The following is a 25,210-nucleotide window of genomic DNA, read 5'->3' as shown; positions in this document are numbered from 1 at the left end:
GGGATGGCTCTTATAATTCGGGTTTGCTGCTGTGCGCCCGCAGGCGCGGCAACGGCCTAGTGTATCGGATGTTGCCCTCCTGCTGTGTTGCCGTGCCCGACCCCTTTCAACCCGACCCGCCCATGCGCCGCTACCCCAATTCCGCCTCCTCATCGCAAGCCCCCATCAAACGCCAGCGTGGCGACTGGGAAGTCGTCCGCACGCTGCTGCCCTACCTGTGGACCTACAAGTGGCGCGTGATGCTGGCGCTGGCCTTTCTGGTCGGGGCCAAGCTGGCCAACGTAGGCGTGCCGCTGGTGCTGAAGAGACTGGTCGATGCCATGACCATCACGCCCGCGCATCCGCAAGCCCTGCTGGTTTTGCCCCTCGGCCTGCTGGTGGCCTACGGCGCGCTGCGGCTGGCCACGGCGCTCTTCACCGAATTGCGCGAACTCATGTTTGCCCGCGTCACGCAGCGCGCCGTGCGCACCATCGCACTGCAGGTCTTCCGCCATCTGCATGCGCTGTCGCTGCGCTTCCACCTGAACCGCCAGACCGGCGGCATGACGCGCGACATCGAGCGCGGCACGCGCGGTGTCTCCACGCTGGTGTCCTATACGCTCTTCTCCATCCTGCCCACCATCATCGAGATCGTGCTGGTGCTGGCCTACCTGAGCACGCATTACGACATCTGGTTCTCGCTCATCACGGCCGGTGCGCTGGTGCTCTACATCCTCTTCACCATCACCGTGACGGAGTGGCGCACGCATTTCCGGCGCACCATGAACGAACTGGATTCGCATGCCAACACGCGCGCCATCGATTCGTTGCTCAACTACGAGACGGTGAAGTATTTCGGCAACGAGGAATTCGAAGCGCGCCGCTATGACGAAGGCCTGCAGCGCTATGAACGCGCGGCCGTCAAATCGCAGAGTTCGCTGTCGCTGCTCAACACCGGGCAGTCGGCCATCATCGCCATCGCCGTCACGCTCATCCTGTGGCGCGCCATCGCCGGCGTCATCGATGGCAGCATGACGCTGGGCGACATGGTGCTGGTCAATGCCTTCATGATCCAGCTCTACATTCCGCTCAACTTTTTGGGCGTGCTCTATCGCGAGATCAAGCAGAGCCTGGCCGACATGGAACGCCTGTTCTCTCTGCTGGAAGAAAACCGCGAAGTGGCCGACCGGCCCGGTGCACAGCCCTTGAAGACGCAGGGCGCGGAGCTGCATTTCGAGCATGTCGACTTCAGCTACGAGCGCAATCGCCAGATTCTCTTCGATGTGGATTTCAAGGTGCAGGCCGGTACCACCACGGCAGTGGTCGGTCATAGCGGTTCGGGCAAGTCGACGTTGTCGCGCCTGTTGTATCGCTTCTATGATGTCGACCAAGGGGCCATCCGCATTGATGGCCAGGACCTGCGCAATGTCACGCAAGCCTCGCTGCGCCAGGCCATCGGCATCGTGCCGCAGGACACGGTGCTCTTCAACGACACCATCGAATACAACATCGCCTACGGCAAGCCGGGGGCCACGCGCGAGCAGATCGTGGCAGCGGCCAAGGCGGCCTATATCCATGACTTCATCGAGTCGCTCCCCGATGGCTACGCCAGCATGGTCGGCGAGCGCGGACTGAAATTGTCGGGCGGCGAAAAGCAGCGTGTGGCGATCGCCCGCACCCTGCTCAAGGATCCGGCCATCCTCATCTTCGACGAAGCCACCTCGGCCCTCGATTCACGCGCCGAGCAGGCCATCCAGCAGCAGCTCGAAGAGATCGCGCGCGAGCGCACCACGCTGGTCATTGCGCATCGCCTCTCCACCATCGTCAATGCGCAGCAGATCCTGGTGATGGACCATGGTCGCATCGTCGAACGCGGCACCCACGCCGGGCTGCTGATGGCCGATGGCCTGTATGCGCAGATGTGGCTGCGCCAGCAGGCCGGCGCGGAAGAGGAGGGCGGTTCGGTGGTGCCGCAGCCGGAGGACGTGGCACCGGTGGCCGAGCCTGGTGCCGAACCGACAGTGCTGATGCCGGCCGAGCGTCGCTGAGGCCCTCGCCCGCGCGCGCAGCTTGCGCCGGCGCGGGCACAGCGGCACAATTCGCGCATTCGACCTAGAACGGGAAGTGGGCGGGCAATGGAAAGCAAATGGCTTGAGGATTTCGTCTCCCTGGCGGAAACGCGCAGTTTCAGTCGCTCGGCGGAGCTGCGGCACGTGACGCAACCGGCCTTCTCGCGGCGCATCCAGTCGCTGGAAGCCTGGCTGGGCACCGACCTGATCGACCGCACCTCCTATCCCACGCGCCTGACGGCCGCCGGTGAAGTCTTCTATGAACAGGCCGTGGCCATGCTGGGCCAGATCAACAACACGCGCGCGCTGCTGCGCGGCAAGCGGCCCACGGCGCAGACCACCATCGACTTCGCCGTCCCCCATACGCTGTCGCTGACCTACATGCCCAAGTGGCTGAGCGCCCTGGAGTCTGGCTTCGGCTCCATCAACACGCGCCTGATCGCGCTCAATGTCCACGATGCCGTGATGACCATCGTCGAAGGCGGCTGCGATTTGCTGCTGTGCTATCACCATCCGCGCCAGCCGGTGCAGCTCGATGCCAGCCGCTACGACATGCTGACCATGGGCACCGAAACCCTGCGCCCGTATTCGCGCTGCGACCGCAACGGCAAGCCCGATTACGTCTTCCCCGGCAGCGCCAAGGCTCCCGTGCCTTTCCTCTCCTACACCAGCAATGCCTACCTGGGCCGCATGGTGGAGCTGATGATGGCCGATACCAAGCGCCCGCTGCACCTGATGAAGCACTACGAGACCGACATGTCGGAAAGCCTCAAGATGATGGCGCTGGAGGGCCATGGGGTGGCCTTCCTGCCGGAATCCTCGGTGCTGCGCGAAGTGCGCAACCGCCAGCTGGCGCGCACCGACGGGCCCACCGGGGAGTGGGAAGTGGAGATGGAAATCCGGCTGTATCGCGAGCGCCCGACTGCCCAGCGTACCGGCAAGGCGCTGGTGGCGCGGCTGTGGGAATACCTGGTGGAGCTGGATGCGCAGCGGCAGGAAAAGGCCGAGCGCGGTGAACGTGGGGAGCGTTCCAAGGGGGCTGGCGGAAAAAGTCCGCGCACGGCTGAAAAACGCGATTCCTGATCAAAAATTAACAGGTGAAAATGGCGCAATCCCTTATCCATCAAGGGATTTCAAAGGTTATGCAAGCGCTGCATAATTGCATGCTCACAAAGCATTAGCGTTGTTTTGAGCGGCTGGCTACGATGGCGGCGCTGAATCGGACAGGCACGAATTTCCAGCAGGCGCAGCCCGCGCCGCGCTGGCGGGCGCGCCTCCGTCGCCGCCTTCTTGCGCGCCTTGTGGTGCGGCTTGCAGGCCGCTGCCGACGGAGTAACATGCCTGGCGGACTTTCGGAATTTGCAGGCCTTTTGTCTTTGAACAGCACGGCTATCCAAAGGAGCGATTGCATCATGTCGAACGTACCTAATCACGAAGTGCCTTCCTATCTCGTCCCGCACGGCATCGGTCCGTGGGGCGTCTATCTCGAACAGATCGACCGCGTCACGCCCCACCTGGGCTCGCTGGCCCGCTGGGTGGAAACCCTCAAGCGTCCCAAGCGCATCCTGGTGGTCGACGTGCCCATCGAGCGCGACGACGGCACCATTGCCCACTTCGAGGGCTATCGCGTGCAGCACAACACTTCGCGCGGTCCCGGCAAGGGCGGCGTGCGTTTCCACCAGGATGTGACGCTGTCCGAAGTGATGGCCCTGTCGGCCTGGATGACCATCAAGAATGCCGCCGTGAACGTGCCCTATGGCGGTGCCAAGGGCGGTATCCGTGTCGATCCCAAGACGCTCTCCCGTGGCGAACTGCAGCGCATGACGCGCCGCTACACCAGCGAGATCGGCATCATCATCGGCCCCAACAAGGACATCCCGGCGCCGGACGTGAACACCGATTCGCAGATCATGGCCTGGATGATGGATACCTACTCCATGAACCAGGGCAGCACGTCCTCGGGCGTGGTCACCGGCAAGCCCATCTCCCTGGGCGGCAGCCTGGGCCGCCATGAAGCCACCGGCCGTGGCGTCTTCGTGGTCGGTTGCGAAGCCGCTGCCAAGCGCGGCATGGACATCAAGGATGCCAAGGTCGCGGTGCAAGGTTTCGGCAACGTCGGCGGCATCGCTGCGCGCCTGTTCGCTGAAGCCGGTTCCAAAGTGGTGGCGGTGCAGGATCACGTGACCACCGTCTTCAATGCCGGTGGCCTGGACGTGCCGGCACTGCAGGCTTACGTGGCCAAGCATGGCAGCGTCAAGGGCTTCGAAGGTGCGGATGAAATCACCGACCGCGCCCAATTCTGGTCGGTCGACTGCGACATTCTGGTGCCTGCCGCACTGGAACAGCAGATCACCGAAGCCAACGCCAATCACATCAAGGCCAAGATCATCCTGGAAGGCGCCAACGGCCCGACCACCCCGGCCGCCGATGACATCCTGCGCGACAAGGGCGTGCTGATCGTGCCGGACGTGATCGCCAACGCCGGCGGCGTGACGGTCAGCTACTTCGAATGGGTGCAGGACTTCTCCAGCTTCTTCTGGACCGAAGACGAAATCAACCTGCGCCTGACCCGCATCATGCGCGAAGCCTTCGCCGCCGTCTGGCAGCTGGCCGACGAGAAGAACGTGTCGCTGCGTACCGCGGCCTTCATCGTGGCGTGTACCCGCGTGCTGCAGGCGCGTGAAATGCGCGGCCTGTATCCGTGATGCAGTGATGCTGTAAAAAAAACGGTCCGGCGAGCACCGGGCCACCACGGCCAAAGACGGCGGCGCACTGCGCCACAGACCGTCGGCCGCATGATTCCAGAGCACTCTGGTTCGGAGGAGACGTGGTTGCTGTGCGCATGCGCACCGCAGGCCAACCAGCCTTGCGGCGCAAGATCTTCAGTGACGGACCCGGCATCAACATGCCGGGCGCTGCCGCATGTGCGGATGATCCGGCACGGGCTGCTGCGGCCTGTCATGCCGATGTCGTGCACGTTATCGGACGGTGTGGTTTTGACCTGTCTCTTCACGTTTGTCGCACTCGCATTCGCCGCACTGACGCTGGCTTCCATTCTTCCCTGCACGTTTCTGCATATCGCCCTGCAAGCGGCGTCCACACTGGCTCTGCGCTGGTGCCTCCGGCTTCTGTCCATTCCCCGATCACCGCTGTCATGATGCTGCCTGCCGCAGCACGCCCATGCGCTCGCGTGCTGCGTGCGGATGGCGTTTCTGGCATGGATATTGCTGAAAGGAATGGGGTTGCTGCCGTGCTGCCGACGTCCTCTTCAGGGCTTCCTGCGAGGTGCGAAACCCTCCTCATTGCGTCGGATCGTGGTACCGCCGCCATGAGGGTTTCTGCGGATTGCCAGACCGGGCGGCATATGTCGTACAATGCGCCCGCCGACAGTTGCGCTCGGGTAATTTGCCAGTCTGCGCTTCACCGAGGGGGTGGTCATCGCCAGAGATCGCCAGTGGTGGAGCAAACAAAGCTGGCAAAGAACTGTGTTAGCACACAGAATAGGCGACACGGCAGAGAACAATAACAGGCTCGTCAATACGGCCGGCCAGCCCGGTAGGGGCAGCGCGCAAGCGGATTCGCTACCAGGCCATTTGAACCGTTACGTAAAAAATTTTTCCAGGAGGTCACACAATGAAGTTATTGAAGCTAGCAGGGGTTTTGGTTGGGGCAAGCGTACTGATGAGCTCGGTGCATGCTGAGGAATTCACCGGCCGTCTGAAGAAGATCAAGGACTCGGGCACCCTGACGCTGGGCGTGCGCGATTCGTCGATTCCCTTCTCCTATCTGGACGACAAGCAGTCCTACCAGGGCTACTCGATCGACCTGTGCCTGAAGGCCGCGACCGCGATCCAGAAGAAGCTGGGCCTGACCTCGCTGAACATCAAGATGGTGCCGGTGACCTCGGCCACCCGCATCCCGCTGATCGCCAACGGTACCACCGACATCTCCTGCGACTCCGCGACCAACAACCAGGAACGTTGGAACCAGGTGGCCTTCTCGGTGACCGAGTTCGTGACCGCCAACAAGTTCCTGTCCAAGAAGTCGGCCAACCTGAAGACGCTGGATGACCTGAAGGGCAAGACCGTGGTCTCGACCTCCGGTACGTCCAACCTGAAGCAGATCACCGCACTGAACGCCGAACGCAACCTGGGCATGAACATCCTGGCTGCCAAGGACCACGCCGAAGCCTTCCTGATGGTGGAAACCGGCCGTGCCGCCGCCTTCGTGATGGACGACATCCTGCTGTCCTCGCTGGCCGCCAACTCCAAGGCCCCGGCTGACTACCAGGTTTCCTCGGAAGCCCTGTCGGTCGAGCCGTACGGCCTGATCCTGCCGAAGGGCGACAACGACTTCAAGAAGGTCGTCGACGAAGCCCTGACCGTGGTCTACAAGGGTGACGACATCAAGAAGATCTACGCGAAGTGGTTCCAGTCGCCGATCCCGCCCAAGGGTGTCAACCTGAACGTGCCGATGAGCCCGCAGCTGCAGGCCGTTCTGGCCAAGCCGACCGACTCCTACGATCCGGCTGCCTACGCTGTCGTGCCGGAAGCGCAGAAGAACCTGGGCAAGAAGAAGTAAAAGCGCATTGCTTCGTGCAATCGAACGAAACGGGGGCCTGTCCCCCGTTTTGTTTAGCCGGAACTGTCCCGCTTGCCTTGCGGCAATGCCGGGGTGGCCAAGGCGCTGAACCAACAAGAAGCGGCGCGGCATTTGCCTGGTGACCGCGCCCGAGAACACAGACTTCGAACCACAGACGAGGCCATTTATGCATTACAACTGGAATTGGGGAATCTTCTGGGAGATGTCTCCCGATGGCATTCCCTACATCGACACGCTGCTGGCGGGCCTGAAATGGACCCTGGCCACAGCCGCCTGCGCCTGGATCATGGCACTGATCCTGGGCACCATCTTCGGTACCCTGCGGACCACCACCAAACCTTGGGTGGTGCGCATTGCCAACGGCTACGTGGAACTGTTCCGCAACATTCCGCTGCTGGTCCAGATGTTCCTGTGGTATTTCGTGGTGCCGGAACTGCTGCCCAGCGCCATCGGTGACTGGATCAAGAGCCTGCCGGATGCGTCCTTCGTGACCGCGACCCTGGCCCTGGGTTTCTTCACCTCTTCCCGTGTGGCCGTGCAGGTGACCACCGGCATTCAGGCGCTGCCGCGCGGCCAGCGCATGGCGGGTGCCGCCCTGGGCCTGACCCCGGTGCAGACCTATCGCTACGTGCTGCTGCCGATGGCCTTCCGCATCATCATCCCGGCACTGACCAACGAGTTCGCCGCCATCATCAAGAACAGCTCGGTGGCACTGACCATCGGCCTGGTGGAACTGACTGCCGCAACCTACTCGATGCGCGAATTCACTTTCCAGACCTTCGAGGCGCTCAGCGGTGCCACGATCATCTATCTGATCATTTCCGTGATCGCGCTGTTGATGGCGCGCCTGCTGGAAAAGGTCACCGCCGTTCCGGGCTACATCACCGGCGGCAGCACCAGCGCAGGAGGGCATTGATCCATGTTCAGCAATTTCGATTTCGACGTCATCCAGCGCTCGTGGGTCTACCTCTTCACGACCGGCCTGAAGTTCACGCTCATCCTGACCTTCTCGGCCATGCTGGGCGGGATCATCCTGGGCACGCTGCTGGCCATGATGCGCCTGTCGTCCAACAAGCCGCTGTCGTTCATCGCGACCACCTACGTCAACCTGATCCGCTCCATTCCGCTGGTGCTGGTGATCTTCTGGTTCTACTTCCTGGTGCCCTTCATCGGTGCCTGGATCATTGGTGCCTCCGAACCCATCCAGGTCGGTGCGTTCCAGTCGGCCCTGATCACCTTCATCCTGTTTGAAGCCGCGTATTATTGCGAGATCATGCGTTCGGGCATCCAGTCCATTCCGCGCGGGCAAGTGTTCGCCGGCTATGCGATCGGCATGAACTACTGGCAGATGATGGGCAACGTGGTGCTGCCGCAGGCCTTCCGCAACATGACCCCGATCCTCCTGACACAGACCATCGTGCTGTTCCAGGACGTCTCGCTGGTCTACGTGCTGGGCTCGGTGCCGGACTTCGTTACCAGCGCTTCCAAGATCGCGCAGCGTGATGGCCGCCTGGTGGAAATGTATCTCTTCGTGGCCGTGGTGTATTTCGTGCTGAGCTTTGGCCTGTCGCAACTGGTCAAGCGCTTCCAGAAGAAGATCGCCATCATCCGCTAAATGTTTTTGACGGCCGCCGCCCGCGCTTTGTCGCGCCAGGCTGGCGGCCAGTGAATCCAGAATTCAGAAATCCAGGAGAATCAAATGATCGAACTCAACAATGTCAGCAAGTGGTATGGCAGCTTCCAGGTCCTGACCGACTGCTCGACCTCCGTCAAGAAGGGCGACGTGGTGGTGGTGTGCGGCCCGTCCGGTTCCGGCAAGTCCACACTGATCAAGACCGTCAACGGCCTGGAGCCTTTCCAGAAAGGCACCATCACCGTCGATGGCGTCTCCGTCGGCGACCCCAAGACCAACCTGTCCAAGCTGCGTGCGCGCATCGGCATGGTGTTCCAGAACTTCGAACTGTTCCCGCACCTCTCCATCCGCGAGAACCTGACCATCGGCCAGATCAAGGTGCTGGGCCGCTCCAAGGAAGAGGCCACTGAAAAGGGCTTGAAGTACCTGGACCGCGTGGGCCTGCTGGCGCACAAGGACAAGTTCCCCGGCCAGCTCTCCGGCGGCCAGCAGCAACGTGTGGCGATTGCCCGCGCACTGTCGATGGACCCGATCGCCATGCTGTTCGATGAACCGACCTCGGCGCTGGATCCGGAAATGATCAATGAAGTGCTCGACGTCATGGTCGGCCTGGCCCAGGAAGGCATGACCATGATGGTCGTGACCCACGAAATGGGCTTCGCCCGCAAGGTCGCCAACCGTGTTGTGTTCATGGACAAGGGCCTGGTCGTGGAAGATTGCGCCAAGGATGAGTTCTTCGCCTCGCCGCGTTCGGAACGCGCACGCGACTTCCTGGCCAAGATCATCACCCACTGATCGCGCAGATTGGTATCGCGGCAAGGGCTGCCCCGGCAACGGGGCGGCCCTTGTCGTTTGTGCCAGGTCAAAAGCGGGTCAGGGCTTGCCCTCCGGGGTGCTTGACGGCTACGGTAGAATGTCGCCCTTGAAGACATCGCGGCTGGCTCTCCACAGCCCGCATCCGCCGGGATGCCTTGCCTGATCCGTAATCCTCAGACCGACACCACTCCAAGACCGAAAGATCCGCAATGAGCAATGTACTGACCATCACCCGCCCGGACGACTGGCACCTGCACCTGCGCGACGGCGCCACCATGCAGGACGTGCTGCCGCATACGGCACGCCAGTTCGCACGCGCCATCGTCATGCCCAACCTGAAGCCGCCGGTGACCACCACCGCGCAGGCCGGTGCGTATCGCGATCGCATTCTGGCCGCCTTGCCCGCAGGCATGTCCTTCGAGCCGCTGATGGTGCTCTACCTGACCGACAACACCCCGCCCGAGGAAATCCGCCGTGCCAAGGAAAGCGGCTTCGTCAAGGCCGTGAAGCTCTATCCGGCCGGTGCCACCACCAACTCCGACGCCGGCGTGACCGACCTGTCGAAGTGCTACAAGACCCTGGAGGTGCTGCAGGAAGTGGGCATGCCCTTCCTGGTCCATGGTGAAGTGACCGATCCCGAGATCGACCTGTTCGACCGCGAAGCGGTCTTCATCGAGCGCATCATGAAGCCGCTGCGCCAGGCCATGCCGGAACTGAAGGTGGTCTTCGAGCACATCACCACCAAGGAAGCGGCCGACTACGTGCTGGCCGGCGAAGGCCCGACGGCCGCCACCATCACGGCGCACCATTTGCTCTTCAACCGCAACGAGATCTTCAAGGGCGGCATCCGTCCGCACTACTACTGCCTGCCGGTCTTGAAGCGCGAGACCCATCGCAAGGCGCTGGTGGCGGCAGCCACTTCGGGCAATGACAAGTTCTTCCTCGGTACTGATTCGGCCCCGCACGCCAAGGGGGCCAAGGAGCACGCCTGTGGCTGCGCCGGCTGCTACACCGCGCTGCATGCGCTGGAGTTGTATGCCCAGGCCTTCGACAGCGCCGGTGCGCTGGACAAGTTCGAAGCCTTCGCCAGCTTCAACGGTCCGGACTTCTACAACCTGCCGCGCAATACCGGCACCGTCACCTTGCAGCGCGAGACCTGGGCCATCCCGGCCGAGCTGCCCATGGGCGATGCCACGGTGGTGCCGCTGTCGGCGGGCGAACAGATCCACTGGAAGATGGTCTGATCCGTTTCAGGGATCAGCCGTATTCCTTCGTCCCCGGTCCGCGCGCCCAGGCGGCGCGGCCGGGATGTCCATCACAACGAGAGAAAGGCGAGCTGTATGCAAGTCGTCGATGAACTGATTACCGATTTCGACAAGGCGCTGCGCGTGATCAGCGGCGTGGTGTTCGAGAGCCGTCCCAACCCGGGGCGCGGCCTGCCGGACGGTGTCATGAACGAGGCCGAGAAGCGCCACGCGGCCGGGCTGATGCGGGTCAACAACGTGGGCGAGGTCTGTGCCCAGGCGCTCTACGACGCCCAGGGCCGCTTCGCCCAGACGGAAGATATCAAAGCGGCCTTCAGGCGCGCCGGCATCGAGGAAGAGGATCACCTCGCCTGGACCGCCGAACGCCTGCGCGAACTGGGGTCGCATACCAGCCTGCTCAATCCGCTGTGGTATGGCGGCGCCTATGTGCTGGGCAGCATCGCCGCACGGCTGGGCGATGCGCGCAACCTGGGCTTCGTCTCCGAGACCGAGCGCCAGGTCGAGCACCACCTGCTGGGCCACCTGGACAAGCTGCCGGCCCAGGACAACCGCTCGCGCGCCATCGTCGACCAGATGCGTCTTGATGAGATCGAGCACGGCCAGGCCGCACGTGACCTGGGCGCTGCCGAGGTGCCGGCGCCGGTGCGCGGGTTGATGAAGGCCATGGCCAAGGTCATGACTACGGTGGCTTACCGGATCTGAATCCGGAAGACAGCCGGATCGCCGGACATGAAAAAAGCGGCCTCGGCCGCTTTTTTCTTGCTGCATCCTGTATCCGGATCTTACTGCTGCTGGACGGCTGCAGAGGACGTATCGGTGAGGTCGTCGATGATCTCGAAGGAGTGCGTGATCTCGGCCGTCTTCTCCAGCATGATCGAGGCCGAGCAATATTTGTCGTGGGACAGCTTGATGGCGCGCTCGACCACGTTGGTCTTGAGGTTGCGGCCACGCACGGTGAAGTGGAAATGAATCTTGGTGAACACCTTGGGATCGGTCTCGGCGCGCTCGGACTTGAGGGTCACGTCGCAGCCGCGCACGTCCTGGCCGCTCTTGCGCAGGATCACCACCACGTCATAGGCGGTGCAGCCACCGGTACCGGCCAGCACCACTTCCATCGGACGCGGGGCCAGGTTGCGGCCGCCGCCATCGGGCGCGCCATCCATCGTCAGCAGGTGGCCCGAACCGGTTTCCGCCGTGAAGGTCATGCCGGACAAGCCGGTCCAACGTACTGTGCATTCCATCTGTCTCGTCCCAATCGGTTCAATGAAGCTGCGTATTGTAGCTTTTGACGCGCATACCTGCAGCCGGTGCAGGGGAGGGCATGTGAAGCTCCGTGATTTTTGCGCTGCGGAAAAATTGTCGAATGAATATTCATCTATCGCGTTTCCACTGTGCTTTCAGCAACTTGTAACCCAGCAGTGACGCCGCTTGCAGACAGTTACAAATTTATTCGCCTCGCGTTATTGCGTTGCACAAACCGCTTTGCTATATTGAATTCAACGGAAGTTTTTGCAGCACGTAACGATGTCTCCTCCACCCTCCTCATTGGTGTGGATTAAACCCGGAACCTCAGTGTCCGGGTTTTTTTTGTCCTTTTTTCGCCAAGCTTGGCCAAAGTGCGACGCAAAGTTGTGCCACCGGCAATGAAATGCAGTCTTCCAGCGATAAAACCCCGGCAAATTGCCGGATTGACGCCACAATCCCCCGAAACCTTTTGACGCTAAGTCCTTGAAAAGGCTATACTTGCCGGCTTTCCCATGCGCTCGGGAAGATAAAAGGATGAGTCCGCGAAGCGAAGTACCCAGGACAGCAGGCATCCGCCGGCTGGCCCGCATGAGCGGAACCGCCATTTGAGCGTTTATATACTGATAGAGAAAGTCAAACATGAAGACCTTTTCCGCTAAAGCCCATGAGGTTCAGCGCGAGTGGTTCGTGATTGACGCGACGGACTTGGTCCTCGGACGTGTTGCCAGCGAAGTGGCACTCCGACTGCGCGGCAAGCACAAACCCGAATTCACTCCGCACGTCGATACCGGTGACTTCATCGTCGTCGTCAACGCAGGCAAGCTGCGCGTGACCGGCACCAAGGCCACTGAGAAGACCTATTTCCGCCACAGCGGTTATCCGGGCGGCATCTACGAAACCAACTTCCTGAAGATGCAACAGCGTTTCCCCGGCCGTGCGCTGGAGAAGGCCGTCAAGGGCATGCTGCCCAAGGGTCCGCTGGGCTACGCCATGATCAAGAAGCTGAAGGTTTATGCAGATGGCAACCATCCGCACGCCGCGCAGCAACCGAAACCCCTCGCCCTCTAAGGAACAGACATGATCGGTAACTACAATTACGGAACCGGCCGTCGCAAGAGTGCAGTGGCGCGTGTTTTCATCAAGGCAGGTTCGGGCAACATCATCGTCAATGGCAAGCCCGCCGCTGAGTACTTCTCCCGCGAAACCGGCCTGATGGTGATCCGTCAGCCGCTGGAACTGACCGGCAACGTCGAACGTTTCGACATCAAGGTGAACGTCCACGGTGGCGGCGAATCCGGCCAGGCCGGCGCTGTTCGCCACGGCATCACCCGCGCCCTGATCGACTACGACGCCGGCCTGAAGTCGGCTCTGTCGAACGCGGGCTTCGTCACCCGTGACGCGCGTGAAGTCGAACGTAAGAAGGTTGGTCTGCGCAAGGCACGTCGCGCAAAGCAATTCTCGAAGCGTTAATCGTTTCTTGTATTACGGAAAGCCGTCGGCATCTGTGCCGGCGGCTTTTTGCTTTTATGCGTTGCGGCTGCAGGTTTGGCTTGCTTGCGCAACGTCTCGTAGTGTGACGATAATTTCGGCTATTTGCGGAAATTACTGTCCGAGCGGAAATCAGCGGGAAATATTCTCCTGCTAAAATTGACCGCTTTTCAGCGTGCCCTGCACGCGCGTCCGGCGCTCGTCCGCCACGGCGTTTTCTCTTCGCCTTTTCTCGCAAGGAACAGACATGATCAAGGTAGGTATCGTTGGCGGAACCGGTTACACCGGCGTCGAATTGCTGCGTATTTTTGCGACCCACCCGCAAGCCCGGGTGGAGGCCGTGACCTCGCGCAAGGAAGACGGCATGCCGGTATCCGAGATGTATCCCTCCCTGCGCGGCCGCGTCGATGTGGCCTTTTCCTCGCCCGACAAGGCGCGCCTGACCGACTGCGACGTGGTCTTCTTCGCCACCCCGCACGGCGTGGCCATGGCCCAGGCCCCGGAACTGGTGGCCGCCGGCGTGAAGGTGATCGACCTCGCCGCGGACTTCCGCATGCAGGATGTGGCCGCCTTCGAGAAGTGGTACAAGCTGCCGCACAGCTGCACTGACCTGCTCAAGGAAGCCGCCTACGGCCTGCCCGAACTGAACCGTGAGGCCATCCGCAAGGCGCGCGTGGTGGGCAATCCTGGCTGCTATCCGACCACCATGCAGCTGGGCTTCGCACCTCTGCTGAAGGCCGGCGTGATCGATGCCTCGCACCTGATCGCCGACTGCAAGTCCGGCGTCTCCGGCGCCGGTCGCAAGGCGGAACTGAGCCTGCTGTTCTCGGAAGCCTCGGACAACTTCAAGGCTTATGGCGTCTCCGGCCATCGCCACTCGCCCGAAACCATCGAACGCCTGTCGCACCTGACCAGCGACAAGGTCGGCCTGCTGTTCACGCCGCACCTGGTGCCGATGATCCGTGGCATGCATTCCACCCTGTACGCCCGCCTGAGCAAGGACATCGACAACGCTGCCCTGCAGGCCCTGTTCGAAGACGCCTACAAGGACGAGCCCTTTGTCGACGTGCTGCCCTTCGGTTCGCATCCAGAGACCCGCACCACGCGCGCTTCCAACATGCTGCGCCTGGCCGTGCATCGTCCGGACAATGGCGACACGGTGGTGGTGCTGGTGGTCCAGGACAACCTGGTCAAGGGTGCTTCCGGCCAGGCCGTGCAGTGCATGAACCTGATGTTCGGTCTGGAAGAAACCAGCGGCCTGCAGCAGGTCCCGGTCCTGCCGTGAAGTACCGCTTGTGGCGTCGGCGCATGACGATTTCTGCGCCGAAGATGACCATCAAGCGCCATCTGCCGCTGCCGCTGCTGATCCTTCTGTGGGCAGCGGTGGTGGCCGTGGGCGCGGCGGCGGCGGTCTGGACTTACCAGCTCGGCCGCAACAACCTGCCCGGCCTGCATGGCGATGCCGGCGAGCAGATCGAGCAGCTGAGCGAACAGGTCAAGAAGCTGACCGCGGAAAATGAGCGCTTGCAATCTGCCTCCAACGCGTCGCAAAATGAACTGAAGATTGCCCAGACGGCGCAAGCCACGCTGGCGACCCAGGTCAAGAACATGGAGGCGGAAATCAACCGCCAGAAGGAAGATCTGGCCTTCTTCGACAGCCTGCTGCCGACCAACCTGGGCGCACCCGGCATCACTATCCAGCGCTTCAAGGCCGAACAAGCCGCGCCCAACCAGCTGCGCTATCGCGTGCTGGTCATGCAAGGTGGTGGGGGAACGCAACAGTTTGCAGGAAACCTGCAGCTTAGTGTCAATATGGTGCAGGGCGGCAAAGGTGTTACCATCAACTTCCCGGAAGGCAATTCCGCTGACCAGGCGCGCTATCGGCTCGCATTCAAGTATTACCAGCGGGTCGAAGGCCTGCTGACCATTCCCGAAGGTGCCATCGTGAAGTCGGTGGCAGTCCGAGTTCTCGACCGCGGCCAGGTGCGTGCCCAGCAGTCGGTAGATCTGTGAGGTGATTCCATGTTTACACGCAAGACCAAAAGCACGATCGACAGCCTGATCGGCATGTCCACCAGCATCACGGGCGATGTCGGCTTCAAGGGCGGCCTGCGCATCGACGGCGCCATCACCGGCAACATCAACGCCGAAACCGGCCAGCCCAGCGTGCTGGTCATCTCCGAGCACGCCAAGGTGGTCGGCGAGGTGCGCGCGGCACACCTGATCGTCAACGGCGAGATCGTCGGCGATGTCCACTCCACCGAACTGCTGGAGCTGCAGCCCAAGGCTCGCATTACCGGCAATGTCTTCTACAAGGCGCTGGAGATGCATGGCGGGGCACTGGTCTCCGGCAAGCTCAGCCATGACCAGCAGGTGGAGACGCCGGTGCTGAAGCTGGCTGCATCGTCGGAAGCATGAAAATCCGCAAGCGCTTATAATGGCTTTATCGATCTAATGTATTGATCCGCCTCAAGCCCAGCAGGAGCCCGAAATGAATGCCGTAGCCGAACTGCAACAAACCGACATGCCCGCCCCGATCAACTTCAGCGACAGCGCAGCCGCCAAGGTGGCCCAGCTGATCGAGGAAGAAGGCAATCCCGACCTGAAATTGCGCGTCTTCGTGCAGGGCGGCGGTTGCTCGGGTTTCCAGTACGGTTTCACCTTTGATGAAATCGTCAACGAAGACGACACCACCATGAGCAAGAACGGCGTCCAGCTGTTGATCGACTCGATGAGCTACCAGTACCTGGTGGGCGCCGAAATCGACTACAAGGACGACCTGGAAGGCGCGCAATTCGTCATCAAGAACCCGAACGCCACGACCACTTGCGGTTGCGGCTCTTCGTTCTCGGTGTAAGCGCTGCCAGACTCCCCGCCTGGCGCAGCTTTGCGGGGAGATGAAGAAAAAGGACGCCTCGGCGTCCTTTTTTCATGTCCAGAACCTTCATATCGCCCTGGACCCACCGTGCAGCGGGCATTTCCGGGAACGGCCAGGCGCCACCGGAACTGCCCGCACCAGCCTCAGCCCAGTTCGATGAAGGCTTTGGCCGCAGCGGCGATGGTTTCCTCGATGATCGCATCGCTGTGCTGGGCCGACACGAAGCCGGCTTCGAAGGCTGAAGGCGCGAAGTACACGCCCGCATCCAGCATCTTGTGGAAGAAGCGGTTGAAGCGTTCCTTGTCGCCCTGCATCACCTCGGCATAGCTGGTGGGCACCTTGGCATCGAAGTAGAGGCCGAACATGCCGCCGATGGCATCGGCTGCGAAGCTCACGCCGGCTGCCTTGGCGGCAGCGGCGAGGCCATCGGCCAGCTTGCGGGTCTGGGCCGTCAGATGGGTGTAGAAGTCCGGCTGCTGGATGATCTTCAGGGTCGCCATGCCGGCCGCCACCGTCACGGGGTTGCCCGAGAGGGTACCGGCCTGGTAGACGCCACCCAGCGGTGCCAGATGCTTCATCACCTCGGCGCGGCCACCAAAAGCGGCCACCGGCAGGCCACCGCCGATCACCTTGCCCAGCGCCGTCAGGTCGGGAACGATGCCGTTCAATTCCTGGGCGCCGCCACGTGCCACGCGGAAGCCCGACATCACTTCATCGAAGATCAGGATGGCGCCGTATTCGGTACACAGGCGGCGCATGGTGCGCAGGAATTCATCCGACGCACGCACCAGGTTCATGTTGCCCGCCACCGGTTCCACGATCACGCAGGCGATCTCGTTGCCGGCATTCTTGAAGGCCTCTTCCAGCTGGGCGGCGTTGTTGTAGTCCAGCACCAGGGTGTGCTTGGCGAAGTCTTCAGGGACCCCGGCCGAGGTCGGATTGCCGAAGGTCAGCAAGCCGCTGCCTGCCTTCACCAGCAAGGAATCGGCGTGGCCATGGTAGCAGCCTTCGAACTTGATGATCTTGTCGCGGCCGGTGGCGCCACGGGCCAGGCGCAGCGCGCTCATGGTCGCTTCGGTGCCGGACGAGACCAGGCGGATCTGCTCGATGGAAGGCACCAGCTTGATGATCTCTTCGGCCATCTCGATTTCAGCCTCGGTCGGTGCACCGAAGGACAGGCCGCGTGCAGCTGCCTGCTGTACCGCCTTGACCACTTCCGGATGGGCGTGGCCGACGATGGCCGGGCCCCAGGAGCCGATGTAGTCGATGTAGCGCTTGCCTTCGGCATCCCAGAACCAGGGGCCTTCGGCGCGTTCGATGAAGCGCGGGGTGCCGCCTACCGAGCGGAAGGCGCGAACCGGGGAATTGACGCCGCCCGGCGTACTTTGCTGGGCGCGGGCGAACAGGGATGCATTGGTCTTGGTCATGAGTGTGCGGACGATACCGTCCGGGTGCAGTGAATCAGTTGATGGAAGGCGGCGCGTCCAGATCGGCGGGATCTTCCGATTCGCGCGCCCAGAAATAGCGGTCGGGCAGCAGCTTGCCCATGCCGATGCGCTGCGCATTGGCCAGCGCGGCCAGCGTGAACTCCTGCGCTTCGGACGCCGCCAGCGGCACTTCCAGGTCATTGGCCAGCATCGCTGCCATGGCCGCCGAGAGCGTGCTGCCGGCACCGACGAAGGAGCCCGGCAGGCGCGGCCAGGCATCCTGGCGCACCAGGCCGGATTCGTCGAAGAGCGAATTGGCCACTTCCTGCAGGTCGGTCTGGGTATTGGTCACCAGCAGGTATTCGCAGCCCATTTCGATGATGCGCATCGCATCCAGCTCCAACGCATCGCCCGGCACCGGCTCGCGCCAGGTTTCGGCCAGGCGGGTCAGTTCGCCGGCCGAGCAGATCAGCACCGTGGCCTGCGGGATCAGCAGTTCGCGGATGGCGATCAGGCGATCATCCTCGTCTTCCTGGTTGGCCAGGGCACTGATGAAGGGATCCAGGATCAGCGGTACGTCGGGATAGTCGGAGACGATCTCGGCAATCACCGAGATGTTCTCGATGCTGCCCAGCGCACCGACCTTGAAGGCGGCCACGGCCATGTCTTCGAGGATCACGCGGGCCTGGTCGGCGACCCAGTCGACGTCGACCACCTGCACGTCTTCGACGCGGGCGGTGTCGCCGATGAGCAAAGCCGTCACCACCGACAAACCGTGGCAGCCCATGGCGGCGAAAGTGGCGAGATCGGCCTGGACGCCCGTGGCGCCGACCGGATCAGCTGCGCCGAAGCTGAGGATGAGGGGAGGAGTTTGGTTTTGCACGTCGAGTAGATTAAGATAGCTGACTTAGCATTTTACTTGATTGATTTTAGGGATAGTCAGCCGTGACGAATAGCAGCCAAACCGAATTCAAAACCTGGATGTGCCTGATCTGTGGTTGGATCTACGACGAAGAAGCAGGCCTGCCCGAAGAAGGCATCGCCCCGGGCACCCGCTGGGACGACGTGCCCATCAACTGGACCTGCCCGGAATGCGGCGCCCGCAAGGAAGATTTCGAGATGGTCGCGATCTGATCGCTTCCTGATCGCCTGCACCGCCGCCGACGGCTTCGGCATTGCGTCCCGCGGCCATCTGCCCGGCGGCACGCTGGCGGCGCTTCCTTCGCCGGGAGTTGCCGCTCACCCTCCTGTTTTCCCGCCTTACGGGATTTGATCTACATCAAACTCTCGCTTTGTCACGGTTTTCGTCGCGTTTTCCCATCATTTTTTTCTGCCTGCTGGTGCCATGTCTTTGCCGGGCGGAAAAGCAGCGAACTTTTCTGGGTAAAATCGTGAGCAGTACCAGCTTTGCCCGCATGACCGGATAACAGGACGCACAGACGTCCGCCCGGCCCCTGTAAGGCATCTCCCCCGACGGTCTTGTCCATTGAGCCCAGCCCCGCCATCGCGCCGCTGGCCCGCTTCGGCGTGCGCGCAAGCGTGCGGCGGCATGGCCTTTCTTAACCGCTTCATGAGGGCTGGTATGCCACACACCAAGGATTTCGTCATCAACGCGCCCGCCGCCCGCAGCTTTCCCGGCCTGCCGGAGCGCGAGGGACTGGAGCAGTTCCAGGCTTCGCTGCTGGCGCGCATGGCCGCTTCCGACAACGAAAGCATGCGCTCGCGCCGCCTGGCGGTGGCCATGGGCGAACACTGCTATCTGGTCCCGCTGGCTCAGGCCGGCGAGATCGTACCGCTGTCCGGCCTTGCCATCACCCCCGTACCCGCCACCCGCGACTGGTTTCGCGGCCTGCTCAACATCCGCGGCAGCCTGATCGGCCTGGCCGATCTCATGGGCCTGGCCGGTGCCGTCCCCCAGGAAATCGGCCGCAGCAGCCACGTCCTGCTGCTGGCTCACGGCCTGGCACCGCAATGCGGCTTGCTGGTGTCAAGGGTATTGGGCCTGCGAGACATCACAGAAATGACGCAAATATCGAAAAATTACGATACGGAAATTCCCTTGCTGGGCCTTGCCGGACGTTATAAAGACAGCGGTGGTCAGCAATGGGATGAACTGGACCTGTCGCTGCTGAGCCAGGACAGCCGTTTTCTGCAGATCGGCCGCTAGCAGCGGTGTCGCAAGCGACGCCGAGGCGGCCTCTGCAAGCCACTGCAGCTGCAGGCCTGAAAATCAGAAAAACCTGAGAAATCCAGAAGATCTGCGAGATCTGTAAAGAGGGAATAGGAACGCCGGCCATGGAACCGACCTTGCCGTATCTGTCGAAAAAGAAGTTCCCGGCCGCCCCTGGGGCCGGCACCGGGAGCGCTGCCGTGGCCGGAGACGATCCAGGCCGGTCGGCCGGGCAGGGCGGCCCTGGCCTGCGCCTGCCCTGGCTGCACCGTTATTCCCTGCGTACCCAGACCCGGGTGCTGCTGGGCGTGCTGGCGCTGTCGCTGGCGGCCCTGTGCCTGTTCATGTGGCTGGGCGCGCGCCTGTACCTGCTGGCGACATTGCAGACCAACCTGGCCTCGGATCTGGTGATGCATTCCCAGCGCATTGGCAAGGCCGTACCCAATGCCATCCAGGGCAATCCCCAGGCCTTCGTGCAGCTGGCGCAAAGCCGGCTCGAATTCAATCGCGGCCTGCTGCTGCTGAGCAGCGGCGGCCCGTATCAAGGGCAGAACATCGGCCTGCCCGATCCGGCGCTCAAGCCGGCACTGGACAACGTGGCCCGCATGTGGCGTCGTACCGATCTGGCCGCCGAGACCATCCTCGGCATGGAAAAGGAATTGACCGGTTTCGGTACCACGCTCAAGCGCCTCAACCAGCTGCTGCCCGTGATGCTGGATCTGAGCGAGCAGATCGCCATGCTGCAGTCGCAGGGCCGGCCCACCACGCGCGAGATGGCCGCCGCCAGCCAGCTGGTGATGCTGACCCTGCGCCTGGGCCGCAGCTCCAATGAGTTCCTCACCTCCGACGGCGTCAATGCGGAAACTGCCTTCATGCTCGGCAAGGACATCACCGCCTTTGGCGACCTGTTGAAGAGCCTGCTGGAAGGCAATGAGATGCTGCGCCTGCGCGCCGCCACCGATGCTGACCTGCGCAGCAAGCTGCAGGAACTCACGCGGGTCTTCGGCGAATACCAGCCGCAGATCGCCGGCATCCTCGGCAACCTGCAGAATTTCATCGCGGCCAAGCGTTCCGAGCAACTGGTGTTCATGGAAAACGAAACCTTGAAACGCCACCTCACCGAATTGCAGGATGCCTACCGCGTCGCCCTGAAAGCGCGCTCCTGGACCTTCTGGGCCATGCTGTGCGCCATGGCAATGGCCCTGCTCAGTGCCATCGGCATCGCCCAGGTGCAATTGCAGAGCAGCCGCAATAATGCCGCCGCCGCCGAAGCCCGCCGCCAGGAAGCCGAACTGCAGCGCCAGCTGGCCCAGCAGGAAGAAGAAAAGGCCATGCGCGCCAACCACCTGACCCAGGCCGCCGTGCTGCGGCTGATGACCGAGCTGCAGCGCGTGGCAGATGGCGATCTGACGGTGCACACCACGGTCTCGGACGACGTCACCGGTGCCATCGCCGATTCCGTGAACTACACCGTGGAAGCCCTGCGCGGGCTGGTCGAACAGGTCACGCAGATGGCCGCCAAGGTGGCCTGGAGTTCCGAACACGTGCGCGGCACCACCACCGAGCTGGGGGCCGCTGCCCGTGCGCAGGCCCGGCGCATCCAGCGCATCGCCCAGGCCATGCTGGAAATGTCCAACCAGATCACCGGCATCTCGGTGTCGGCCGATGAATCCGCGGATGTGGCCCGCCACGCCGTGGTGGTGGCCGAGCGCGGCGCGCGTGCCGTGGAAGATGCAGTCAAGGCCATGGATGGCATCGGCGAGCAGATCCGCGAGACCTCCGAGCGCATCAAGCGCTTGGGCGCGTCCTCGCAGATGATCGGCGAGATCACCGACCTGATTTCGGATATCACTGAACGCACCAATGTGCTGGCCCTCAATGCCGCCATCCAGGCAGCGTCGGCGGGCGAGGCCGGGCGCGGCTTCTCGGTGGTGGCCGAGGAGGTGCAGCACCTGGCCGAGCGCTCCAGCGCCGCCACGCGCGAGATCGGCGCGCTGGTGCGCATGATCCAGGCTGATACCCGCGATGTGGTGGTGGCCATGGAGAAATCCACCAATGGCGTCACCGATGGTGCCGTGCTGTCGGACGCGGCCGGCAGCGCCCTGGCCGATATCCGCAGCGTCTCCAAGCGCCTGGCCGACCTGATCCAGGGCATGGCGGTATCGACCCGCGAACAGGCGGTCTCGGCCAATGGGGTGGCCCAGCAGATCCAGGGCATCCTGAGCGAGAACGACATCATCGAGCAGAGCCGCGAACAGGTCGCCTCGCTCTATGAAGAACTGTGGGATGCGGCGCGCCAGCTGGAAAGCTCGGTCTCGCGTTTCCGCGTCAAAGTTTCCTGAGCCGGTGCTGCTGCCATGATCCTCGGTACCGACAACGCAACAGTCCAGACTCAGGCCGGATCCGGCATCCGGTCCGGCGCGGGCGATGAGCGTCTGCGCGAGACCCTGCGTCCGCTGCTGGCCATCGTGCGCCAGCAAAGCGCCGCCTGGTGTGCCCGCCTCGACCAGCAGCAAGCGCGTCCCGGCCTGCCGGCACTGGCCCTGCGTACGCTGGCGGCGCTGCGTGACTATGCCGGTGCCAGCGGTGCCGCTGCCTTTGCCTCCTCCGCCTCGGCACTGCTGGAGACCTTGCAGCAGCAGGGCAGCGATGGCAGCTCACATGCAGGCACCCGCAGTCTGCTGGAAGCCGGCATCCATTCCCTGGCCAGCCAGCTGGAAGGCCCGCTTGCCCCGGCCAGCGAACCGCAGGCACCGGAGCTGATCGATCCACTCCTGCTGCCGGTCTTCCTGGAAGAAGCACAAGAGCTCATCGCCGGTATCGGCGAGACCTTGCTGGTGCTGTCGGAGGGCGGACAGCCTGGTGCGGTCGATGCCAGTCTGCTGGCCGAACTGGCGCGCCCGCTGCATACGCTCAAGGGCAGTGCGCGCATGGTGGGGGCCTTGCACCTGAGCCGCTGCCTGCACGACATGGAAGGAGCCCTGCAGCGTCTCGGCGAGGGCAGCCCGGCCCCCCGGAGCGTGGCGGCGCTGCTGGCCTTGTATGACCAGGCCGTGGAGCATTTCAGTACGCTGGAACAGGGCATGGTCACGTTGTCCGCAGCCGGCACACAGGCCGCCCCTTCCGCCTTGCCCGGCACCGCAGCGGCAGAGGGGCGGCTGACTGCGCCCTTGGTCCGTATCCGTACCACCGTGCTGGACAAGCTGCTGAATCAGGTAGGTGAAGTTTCCATCAGTCGTGCCCAGCTGGACAACGAAATCGGGGCCCTGCAGGGCGACGCACGCCTCTTGGGTGAAGATCTGGACGCCATGGCACAGCAGCTGCAGCGATGGCAGCGCAGTTGGGAGCAGGGCAGCCTGCAGCCCCGGGACGAGGCCGCGACCGGTCTGACCGAACTGGCCAAGGCCATGGAAGCCGCCCTGAGTGCTGCCGTGGCGCGCCAGAAGCGGCTGCTGCAACGGGTGGTGAGAACCCGCGAAGGCCTGCGCCAGCAAGGCCGCACCACGCGCGAGCTGCAGCAGGAGCTGATGCATGCGCGCATGGTCAAGTTCAACAGCATGGAGCCGCGCATGCAGCACCTGGTGCGCCAGGTCGCGGCTGAAACCGGCAAGCCACTGGTACTGGACCTGTCGGACTGCCGGCTGCAAATCGACCGCGCCATCCTGGAACGCCTCATGGGCCCGCTGGAGCACCTGTTGCGCAATGCCGCCGTGCATGGCATCGAAGAAGCGCCGGTGCGCCGCGTGGCCGCCAAGCCGCCCAATGGCTGCCTGCGCATCCAGGCGGGGCACGAGGGCAATGAAGCCGTCATCCGCGTCAGCGACGACGGCCGCGGGCTGGACCTCGCCGCGATTCGCCACAAGGCGATGCAACGCGGATTGCCGGGCGTGGAACAGTGGAGCGAAACGCGCCTGGCCGAGCTGATCTTCGAACCCGGCTTCAGTACGCAATCGCAAGTCTCTGCCCTGGCCGGACGCGGCATCGGCATGGATGTGGTGCGCGCCGAAGTGGCGGCACTGGGCGGGCGCATGACGGTGCATTCGCGGCCCGGCCAGGGCGTGCTCTTCACGCTCTACCTGCCGCTCTCGCTGGCGGTGCAGCAGGTCTGCCTGCTGCATCACGGGCAGCAGCAGTACGCCATTCCTTCCACCCTCATCGACAGCGTCATCCAGTTGCGCAGCGACCAGGCGCGCCAGGCTCTGGCGCGGCGCACGCTGGAGGTCAATGGCCGGGAACTGCTGCTGCATCCGCTGCACGTCCTGCTGGACGAGCCGCCGCCAGTGCCGCTGCCGGGCACCAGTGATGCCGGTTCGGCCTTTGCCTTGCTCATCAAGAACGGCGATGAACTGATGGTCATCATGGCCGACCACGTCAGCGGCAGCCGCGAAGTGGTGGTCAAGCCGGTCGGGCCGCAGGTGGCGACCTTGGCCGGCATGGTCGGGGCCACCGTACTGGGGGACGGGCAGATCGTGCTCATCATCAATCCGCTGCTGCTGGCCGGCTCGCGCCGCGTCGATGGCAGCGGCCGGGCGGCGGGCGTACAATAGCGGGCTTTGGCTGCGCGGCTGGCACGCCTGCCATTTGCCCCTGCATCGTCTTTCGCCCGAGGTCCGTCATCGACTCCACACTCGTCTCCATCCTGCTGGCCACCACCCTGGCCGGCGTGGTCAGCATTACCGCTGCGGCGGTGTTCTCCTTCGCGCTGCTGTCGAAGGTGGTCGAGCGCATGGTCAGCCTGTCGGTGGGCATCATGCTGTCGACCTCGCTGTTGCATGCGCTGCCGGAAGCCTTTGAATCGCAAGCCGAACCGCATACGCTCTTCGCGGTGCTGCTGGGTGGCCTGCTGGTGTTCTTCCTGCTGGAGAAGACGGCCATCCTGCGCCACTCGCACCACCACGAAGACGATGGCCACGGCCATCACCACGGTCACGACAAGAAGGAAGCCGGCAAGGCCGGCTGGATGATCCTGGTCGGCGACGGCCTGCACAATTTCACCGATGGCATCCTGATTGCGGCGGCTTTCCTGGCGGATCCGCACCTGGGCCTGGTCACCGGACTGGCCATCATCGCGCATGAGATCCCGCAGGAAATCGGTGACTTCATCGTGCTGCTCAATGCCGGTTTTTCGCGCACCCGCGCCTATGTCTACAACCTCATCTGCAGCCTGATGGCGGTGGCCGGCGGCGTGCTGGGCTACTTCATGCTGGAACGCGGCATGGAGTGGATTCCCTTCGTGCTGGTGTTTGCCTCCTCGGGCTTCATCTACATCGCCGTTTCCGATTTGATGCCGCAGATGCAGCGCCGCGCCACGCTGCGCGAGACGATCCCGCAGGTGATCCTGATTGCAGCGGGCGTGCTGATCGTGCTGGCACTGACGCATCAGGCGCACGTTCACTGAGGGCATCCGGCCGCGCGGACGTGTCGCGTTGCCGGCGCAATATCCAGCGCATGCCCACGCTGCAGACCAGGCCCAGCAGGCCGAAGAACAACAAGAGATCCTGGAGCACGATCCATCCTTTCATCGCCTGAAGGCGGGGTTGCGGATGGCTTCACTGTAGGGGTGCCGCGCGCGGTACGCCAATATCAAATCAGCCGGCCCGCCATCTCGAAACGAGATGGATGCGCCGGCGAAACCGGG

The 25,210-nt window shown here is 63.1% G+C and carries 25 protein-coding genes; 20 read left to right on the top strand and 5 right to left on the bottom strand.

The genetic code is table 11. The annotated features are described in order from the left end of the window. Positions 1-122: 122 nt before the first annotated feature. The 9 genes from JOD78_RS21330 (at position 123) to coq7 (ending at position 11,066) form a co-directional block, all read left to right on the top strand. Positions 123-2,027, top strand: a complete 1,905-nt coding sequence (locus tag JOD78_RS21330; protein WP_121043867.1) for an ABC transporter ATP-binding protein/permease — start codon at positions 123-125, stop codon at positions 2,025-2,027. A gap of 87 nt (positions 2,028-2,114) precedes the next feature. Then, on the top strand, positions 2,115-3,131 hold the full coding sequence (locus tag JOD78_RS21325) for a LysR family transcriptional regulator (protein WP_039786886.1): 1,017 nt from the start codon (positions 2,115-2,117) through the stop codon (positions 3,129-3,131). A 329-nt stretch (positions 3,132-3,460) separates the two neighbouring features. Continuing rightward, the gene (locus tag JOD78_RS21320) at positions 3,461-4,753 is read left to right on the top strand and encodes a Glu/Leu/Phe/Val dehydrogenase (protein WP_209567612.1); all 1,293 of its coding nucleotides are present in this window, start codon (positions 3,461-3,463) and stop codon (positions 4,751-4,753) included. 928 nt (positions 4,754-5,681) lie between these two features. Then, on the top strand, positions 5,682-6,629 hold the full coding sequence (locus tag JOD78_RS21315) for an amino acid ABC transporter substrate-binding protein (protein ID WP_121043861.1): 948 nt from the start codon (positions 5,682-5,684) through the stop codon (positions 6,627-6,629). 187 nt (positions 6,630-6,816) lie between these two features. Then, positions 6,817-7,566, top strand: a complete 750-nt coding sequence (locus JOD78_RS21310; protein ID WP_121043858.1) for an amino acid ABC transporter permease — start codon at positions 6,817-6,819, stop codon at positions 7,564-7,566. 3 nt (positions 7,567-7,569) lie between these two features. After that, on the top strand, positions 7,570-8,265 hold the full coding sequence (locus tag JOD78_RS21305; protein WP_039786895.1) for an amino acid ABC transporter permease: 696 nt from the start codon (positions 7,570-7,572) through the stop codon (positions 8,263-8,265). An 84-nt stretch (positions 8,266-8,349) separates the two neighbouring features. Then, entirely contained in the window at positions 8,350-9,078 is a 729-nt protein-coding gene (locus JOD78_RS21300; RefSeq protein WP_008331909.1) for an amino acid ABC transporter ATP-binding protein, read from the top strand. Between the two features lie 230 nt (positions 9,079-9,308). Continuing rightward, a complete protein-coding gene (pyrC, locus tag JOD78_RS21295; RefSeq protein ID WP_121043855.1) occupies positions 9,309-10,343 on the top strand; it encodes a dihydroorotase in 1,035 nt (344 codons plus the stop codon). A 96-nt stretch (positions 10,344-10,439) separates the two neighbouring features. Beyond that, positions 10,440-11,066, top strand: a complete 627-nt coding sequence (coq7, locus tag JOD78_RS21290; protein ID WP_034329872.1) for a 2-polyprenyl-3-methyl-6-methoxy-1,4-benzoquinone monooxygenase — start codon at positions 10,440-10,442, stop codon at positions 11,064-11,066. Positions 11,067-11,146: 80 nt separating this feature from the next. Here the strand turns inward: coq7 and JOD78_RS21285 are convergent, their stop codons facing one another. After that, positions 11,147-11,605, bottom strand: a complete 459-nt coding sequence (locus JOD78_RS21285; protein WP_134136561.1) for an OsmC family protein — start codon at positions 11,603-11,605, stop codon at positions 11,147-11,149. Positions 11,606-11,860: 255 nt separating this feature from the next. Next, positions 11,861-12,250 carry a hypothetical protein gene (locus JOD78_RS21280; RefSeq protein WP_134136562.1) on the bottom strand — a complete coding sequence of 130 codons (390 nt, stop codon included), beginning with the start codon at positions 12,248-12,250 and terminating at the stop codon, positions 11,861-11,863. On the opposite strand from JOD78_RS21280, the gene rplM reads away from it, so the two are divergent. The 6 genes from rplM to erpA all read left to right on the top strand — a co-directional run bounded on the left by rplM (position 12,249) and on the right by erpA (position 15,954). After that, positions 12,249-12,677, top strand: a complete 429-nt coding sequence (gene rplM, locus JOD78_RS21275; RefSeq protein ID WP_013235788.1) for a 50S ribosomal protein L13 — start codon at positions 12,249-12,251, stop codon at positions 12,675-12,677. The genes JOD78_RS21280 and rplM overlap by 2 nt on opposite strands. 9 nt (positions 12,678-12,686) lie before the next feature. Further along, positions 12,687-13,079 (top strand): 30S ribosomal protein S9, encoded by a 393-nt coding sequence (gene rpsI / locus JOD78_RS21270; protein ID WP_006461968.1) that lies wholly within the window; start codon positions 12,687-12,689, stop codon positions 13,077-13,079. 265 nt (positions 13,080-13,344) lie between these two features. Continuing rightward, positions 13,345-14,382: an N-acetyl-gamma-glutamyl-phosphate reductase gene (argC, locus tag JOD78_RS21265; RefSeq protein ID WP_121043852.1), complete on the top strand. Its 1,038-nt coding sequence runs from the start codon at positions 13,345-13,347 to the stop codon at positions 14,380-14,382. A gap of 23 nt (positions 14,383-14,405) precedes the next feature. Next, positions 14,406-15,110, top strand: coding sequence for a DUF6776 family protein (locus JOD78_RS21260; RefSeq protein WP_121044014.1), 705 nt, complete (start codon positions 14,406-14,408; stop codon positions 15,108-15,110). A 9-nt stretch (positions 15,111-15,119) separates the two neighbouring features. Continuing rightward, the gene (locus JOD78_RS21255) at positions 15,120-15,515 is read left to right on the top strand and encodes a polymer-forming cytoskeletal protein (RefSeq protein ID WP_039786903.1); all 396 of its coding nucleotides are present in this window, start codon (positions 15,120-15,122) and stop codon (positions 15,513-15,515) included. 73 nt (positions 15,516-15,588) lie between these two features. Continuing rightward, the gene (erpA, locus tag JOD78_RS21250) at positions 15,589-15,954 is read left to right on the top strand and encodes an iron-sulfur cluster insertion protein ErpA (protein ID WP_008331898.1); all 366 of its coding nucleotides are present in this window, start codon (positions 15,589-15,591) and stop codon (positions 15,952-15,954) included. Positions 15,955-16,118: 164 nt separating this feature from the next. On the opposite strand, the gene hemL is transcribed toward erpA, so the two are convergent. Together hemL and JOD78_RS21240 are read right to left on the bottom strand one after the other, a co-directional pair. After that, positions 16,119-17,402, bottom strand: a complete 1,284-nt coding sequence (gene hemL / locus JOD78_RS21245; RefSeq protein WP_134136565.1) for a glutamate-1-semialdehyde 2,1-aminomutase — start codon at positions 17,400-17,402, stop codon at positions 16,119-16,121. 34 nt (positions 17,403-17,436) lie between these two features. Then, positions 17,437-18,285, bottom strand: coding sequence for a bifunctional hydroxymethylpyrimidine kinase/phosphomethylpyrimidine kinase (locus JOD78_RS21240; RefSeq protein ID WP_039786906.1), 849 nt, complete (start codon positions 18,283-18,285; stop codon positions 17,437-17,439). Positions 18,286-18,383: 98 nt separating this feature from the next. On the opposite strand from JOD78_RS21240, the gene JOD78_RS21235 reads away from it, so the two are divergent. Beyond that, entirely contained in the window at positions 18,384-18,536 is a 153-nt protein-coding gene (locus JOD78_RS21235; protein ID WP_006461975.1) for a rubredoxin, read from the top strand. A gap of 161 nt (positions 18,537-18,697) precedes the next feature. On the opposite strand, the gene JOD78_RS21230 is transcribed toward JOD78_RS21235, so the two are convergent. Further along, positions 18,698-18,889, bottom strand: a complete 192-nt coding sequence (locus JOD78_RS21230) for a hypothetical protein (RefSeq protein ID WP_208328028.1) — start codon at positions 18,887-18,889, stop codon at positions 18,698-18,700. Between the two features lie 95 nt (positions 18,890-18,984). Between JOD78_RS21230 and JOD78_RS21225 the strand changes: the two genes are divergently transcribed. The 4 genes from JOD78_RS21225 to JOD78_RS21210 all read left to right on the top strand — a co-directional run bounded on the left by JOD78_RS21225 (position 18,985) and on the right by JOD78_RS21210 (position 24,970). Next, positions 18,985-19,569 carry a chemotaxis protein CheW gene (locus tag JOD78_RS21225; RefSeq protein ID WP_121043846.1) on the top strand — a complete coding sequence of 195 codons (585 nt, stop codon included), beginning with the start codon at positions 18,985-18,987 and terminating at the stop codon, positions 19,567-19,569. A 128-nt stretch (positions 19,570-19,697) separates the two neighbouring features. Beyond that, positions 19,698-21,914: a methyl-accepting chemotaxis protein gene (locus tag JOD78_RS21220; RefSeq protein WP_209567610.1), complete on the top strand. Its 2,217-nt coding sequence runs from the start codon at positions 19,698-19,700 to the stop codon at positions 21,912-21,914. A 15-nt stretch (positions 21,915-21,929) separates the two neighbouring features. Beyond that, on the top strand, positions 21,930-24,119 hold the full coding sequence (locus tag JOD78_RS21215; RefSeq protein WP_209567608.1) for an ATP-binding protein: 2,190 nt from the start codon (positions 21,930-21,932) through the stop codon (positions 24,117-24,119). A gap of 116 nt (positions 24,120-24,235) precedes the next feature. Beyond that, on the top strand, positions 24,236-24,970 hold the full coding sequence (locus tag JOD78_RS21210; protein ID WP_034330510.1) for a ZIP family metal transporter: 735 nt from the start codon (positions 24,236-24,238) through the stop codon (positions 24,968-24,970). Positions 24,971-25,210 lie beyond the last annotated feature (240 nt).

The sequence above is a fragment of the Herbaspirillum sp. 1130 genome, from assembly GCF_017833835.1.
Taxonomy (GTDB): domain Bacteria; phylum Pseudomonadota; class Gammaproteobacteria; order Burkholderiales; family Burkholderiaceae_D; genus Herbaspirillum; species Herbaspirillum huttiense.
The sequence above is the reverse complement of the archived record's forward strand: the minus strand, read 5'-3'. Positions and strand labels throughout refer to the sequence as shown.

What these genes read in the sequence shown, in the direction of transcription:
- JOD78_RS21330 (WP_121043867.1), top strand. Translation starts at nt 123, where the DNA reads ATGCGCCGCTACCCCAATTCCGCCTCCTCATCGCAAGCCCCCATCAAA.
- JOD78_RS21325 (WP_039786886.1), top strand. Translation starts at nt 2,115, where the DNA reads ATGGAAAGCAAATGGCTTGAGGATTTCGTCTCCCTGGCGGAAACGCGC.
- JOD78_RS21320 (WP_209567612.1), top strand. Translation starts at nt 3,461, where the DNA reads ATGTCGAACGTACCTAATCACGAAGTGCCTTCCTATCTCGTCCCGCAC.
- JOD78_RS21315 (WP_121043861.1), top strand. Translation starts at nt 5,682, where the DNA reads ATGAAGTTATTGAAGCTAGCAGGGGTTTTGGTTGGGGCAAGCGTACTG.
- JOD78_RS21310 (WP_121043858.1), top strand. Translation starts at nt 6,817, where the DNA reads ATGCATTACAACTGGAATTGGGGAATCTTCTGGGAGATGTCTCCCGAT.
- JOD78_RS21305 (WP_039786895.1), top strand. Translation starts at nt 7,570, where the DNA reads ATGTTCAGCAATTTCGATTTCGACGTCATCCAGCGCTCGTGGGTCTAC.
- JOD78_RS21300 (WP_008331909.1), top strand. Translation starts at nt 8,350, where the DNA reads ATGATCGAACTCAACAATGTCAGCAAGTGGTATGGCAGCTTCCAGGTC.
- pyrC (WP_121043855.1), top strand. Translation starts at nt 9,309, where the DNA reads ATGAGCAATGTACTGACCATCACCCGCCCGGACGACTGGCACCTGCAC.
- coq7 (WP_034329872.1), top strand. Translation starts at nt 10,440, where the DNA reads ATGCAAGTCGTCGATGAACTGATTACCGATTTCGACAAGGCGCTGCGC.
- JOD78_RS21285 (WP_134136561.1), bottom strand. Translation starts at nt 11,605, where the DNA reads ATGGAATGCACAGTACGTTGGACCGGCTTGTCCGGCATGACCTTCACG.
- rplM (WP_013235788.1), top strand. Translation starts at nt 12,249, where the DNA reads ATGAAGACCTTTTCCGCTAAAGCCCATGAGGTTCAGCGCGAGTGGTTC.
- JOD78_RS21280 (WP_134136562.1), bottom strand. Translation starts at nt 12,250, where the DNA reads ATGTTTGACTTTCTCTATCAGTATATAAACGCTCAAATGGCGGTTCCG.
- rpsI (WP_006461968.1), top strand. Translation starts at nt 12,687, where the DNA reads ATGATCGGTAACTACAATTACGGAACCGGCCGTCGCAAGAGTGCAGTG.
- argC (WP_121043852.1), top strand. Translation starts at nt 13,345, where the DNA reads ATGATCAAGGTAGGTATCGTTGGCGGAACCGGTTACACCGGCGTCGAA.
- JOD78_RS21260 (WP_121044014.1), top strand. Translation starts at nt 14,406, where the DNA reads ATGACGATTTCTGCGCCGAAGATGACCATCAAGCGCCATCTGCCGCTG.
- JOD78_RS21255 (WP_039786903.1), top strand. Translation starts at nt 15,120, where the DNA reads ATGTTTACACGCAAGACCAAAAGCACGATCGACAGCCTGATCGGCATG.
- erpA (WP_008331898.1), top strand. Translation starts at nt 15,589, where the DNA reads ATGAATGCCGTAGCCGAACTGCAACAAACCGACATGCCCGCCCCGATC.
- hemL (WP_134136565.1), bottom strand. Translation starts at nt 17,402, where the DNA reads ATGACCAAGACCAATGCATCCCTGTTCGCCCGCGCCCAGCAAAGTACG.
- JOD78_RS21235 (WP_006461975.1), top strand. Translation starts at nt 18,384, where the DNA reads ATGTGCCTGATCTGTGGTTGGATCTACGACGAAGAAGCAGGCCTGCCC.
- JOD78_RS21230 (WP_208328028.1), bottom strand. Translation starts at nt 18,889, where the DNA reads ATGGACAAGACCGTCGGGGGAGATGCCTTACAGGGGCCGGGCGGACGT.
- JOD78_RS21225 (WP_121043846.1), top strand. Translation starts at nt 18,985, where the DNA reads ATGCCACACACCAAGGATTTCGTCATCAACGCGCCCGCCGCCCGCAGC.
- JOD78_RS21220 (WP_209567610.1), top strand. Translation starts at nt 19,698, where the DNA reads ATGGAACCGACCTTGCCGTATCTGTCGAAAAAGAAGTTCCCGGCCGCC.
- JOD78_RS21215 (WP_209567608.1), top strand. Translation starts at nt 21,930, where the DNA reads ATGATCCTCGGTACCGACAACGCAACAGTCCAGACTCAGGCCGGATCC.